Genomic DNA, 2,589 nt, shown 5'->3' on the forward strand with positions numbered 1-2,589 from the left:
GCGGTGGTGGCGGCGGCTACGGCGGCGGCGGCGGTGGCCGCGGCGGCTACTAATTCTCTGCAGTAAGCTGGTTACCGCTTTTAACGGGCCCCTCGGGGCCCGTTTTTCATGGGCCCGTCTGTTCTCAGCGGGCCCATTTTTCATGATCCGGCGCCGTGAGGCCTGGGTGGTCTTGCGGCCATGTGAGGCAGCAGCCGGTTTTCGAGCCAGCACTTCGCGGGCGCGGAGCGGCCAAGCGCGAATTGTTCACGGCCGTATCCGTTGTGGTCCGTCGCAGCGTTGAATCCGTCGCGCGCACGGCCGAAAAGGACATTGAAGAATCCTCCGTTCTGCCTTTCCAGAAAGCCCCGATGCTCGCCGACAGCCACCGCCCCGCCGACGACACCGATGAGATCAAGACCCTGCGCGAAGAGGTAGAGCGCCTGCGCGCCTTCAACCGCGACGTGGTGCACCAGATGATCGGCGCCTCGTCGTCGATGAACCATCTGGCGGCGCTGAGCGAACTGGCGCTGGACCGCGGCGAGCCCGAGCGCCTGACCACCTTCCTGAGCCTGATGCGGGAAGAATCCGCTGCCGCCAACGCGTTGATCGAGGGCTTGATGTCCCTGGCCGAGCCGACGCAGTCGCCTGAAGGCTGCGAGGTGGTGTCGCTGTCGGCCTGTGTGGCCCAGGCGCAACGCCAGCTGATCCTGGCGGGCCGGCATGAATCGACCGCGGCCACGCCGGTGGTCGTCGGCCACCTGCCGATGGTGTGGGGCAACGAAGCGCTGCTGATCCAGATGTTCGTCAACCTGATGGGCAACGCGCTGAAGTTCTCGCGCCGCGCCACCAACGGCCGGGTCGAGGTCTTTGCCCAGAAACTGGGCGACGAGGTGGCCATCTGCGTCCACGACAACGGCGTCGGTTTCGACGACGCTCAGGCCGAACGCATGTTCGAGCCGTTTCACCGCAGCCACGGCTCGGCCTACCCCGGCCACGGCCTGGGCCTGACAGTCGTGCGCTCGATCGTCGAGCGCCATGGCGGCCGCGTCTGGGCCGAGTCGCAACCCGGCCGCGGCGCGCGGTTCTCGGTCTCGCTACCGGTCTGCTCGCCGATTCATATGCCGAACCATCTGCCCGCCTGGGCCGACCGGCCGCAAGACGCGGAGCAGTCCGAATCGTTCATCGACGAGGCGCGCCTGTCCGCCTGGTCAAACGCCTTCGTGGCCAGCCCAGAGGACGTGCGCGAAGCCGTGCGCCGCGTCGGCTCCGATGTTCAGGGCATGGGCCGCTACCTGCTCGGCCTGCGGCCCGCAATGGCCCAGTAGCTCTGGCTTACAGCCTTTCGAACACCGCGGCGATGCCCTGGCCGCCGCCGATGCACATCGTCACCAGCGCATAGCGGCCGCTGGTGCGCTGCAGTTCGTAGATGGCCTTGGTGGCGATGAAGGCGCCGGAGCAGCCGATCGGGTGGCCGAGTGCGATCGCGCCGCCGTTCGGGTTGGTCTTGGCCATGTCCAGTTCCAGCCCACGCGCCACGGCAATGGCCTGGGCGGCGAAGGCTTCGTTGCTCTCGATCACGTCGATCTGGTCCAGCCGCAGGCCGGCCTTCTTCAGCGCCAGCTTKGTCGCCGGGATCGGCCCTTCGCCCATGATCTCGTTGGGCACACCAGCCACCGCGTAGCTGACCAGCCGCGCGATCGGCTTGTAGCCGGCCGCAGCCGACACTGCAGCGTCGCCCAGCACGAAGAACGCCGCACCATCGTTGATGCCCGAGGCATTGCCGGCGGTCACCGTGCCGTCCTTCTTGAACGCCGGCTTCAGCTTGGCCAGCGATTCCATCGTGGTGTTGGCCTTCACGTATTCGTCGGTGTCGAAGACCACGTCGCCCTTCTTCGTCTGCTTGACGATCGGCACGATCTGGCTCTTGAAACGGCCTTCGGCAATCGCCAGCGCCGCGCGACGCTGCGATTCGACCGCAAGCGCATCCTGCTGCTCGCGGGTGATGTCCCACTTGGCGGCCAGGTTCTCAGCGGTGATGCCCATGTGGCCGACGCCGAACGGATCGGTCAGCGTCGCCACCATCGTGTCGATCAGCTTGGTGTCGCCCATGCGGGCGCCCGTGCGCATCGCAGTGCTCAGATAGCCACCACGGCTCATCACCTCGACGCCACCACCGACGCCGTAGTCGCAGTCGCCCAGCAAGATGTTCTGCGCCGTCGTCACGATGCCTTGCAGGCCCGACGAGCACAGCCGGTTGACCGCCATCGCCACCGAGTCCATCGGCAAGCCAGCCTGGATCGAGGCCACCCGCGCCACGTAGGCAAAGCGGCTGTCGGTCGGGATCGTGTTGCCCACCGTCACGTAGTTGATCGCCTTCGGGTCGACGCCCGAGCGTTCGACCACCGCCTTCATCACCGTACCAGCCAACTCGGCCGGTTCGATGTCGGCGAGCGATCCGCCAAAACTGCCGATCGCTGATCGTGCAGCGCCCAGAACCACCACATCACGTGTCGCAGCCATGCTCAAGCTCCTTGTGTCAAAACAGTCCAAATGATGCTCCAGCCGGCAGCCTTTTGGGGCTGTGGGCTCTTGATCTGCCGCAAGCCC

At 66.4% G+C, this 2,589-nt stretch carries 2 protein-coding genes; one reads left to right on the top strand and one right to left on the bottom strand.

Annotated features, from left to right (window positions below):
• Positions 1-350 precede the first annotated feature (350 nt).
• A complete protein-coding gene (locus AC1DYI_RS32325; protein WP_477208207.1) occupies positions 351-1,307 on the top strand; it encodes a sensor histidine kinase in 957 nt (318 codons plus the stop codon).
• A 7-nt stretch (positions 1,308-1,314) separates the two neighbouring features.
• On the opposite strand, the gene AC1DYI_RS32330 is transcribed toward AC1DYI_RS32325, so the two are convergent.
• Positions 1,315-2,502, bottom strand: a complete 1,188-nt coding sequence (locus tag AC1DYI_RS32330) for an acetyl-CoA C-acyltransferase family protein (protein ID WP_477208208.1) — start codon at positions 2,500-2,502, stop codon at positions 1,315-1,317.
• Between the last annotated feature and the right edge of the window lie 87 nt (positions 2,503-2,589).

Source organism: Ideonella sp. P3_A4 (assembly GCF_056403075.1).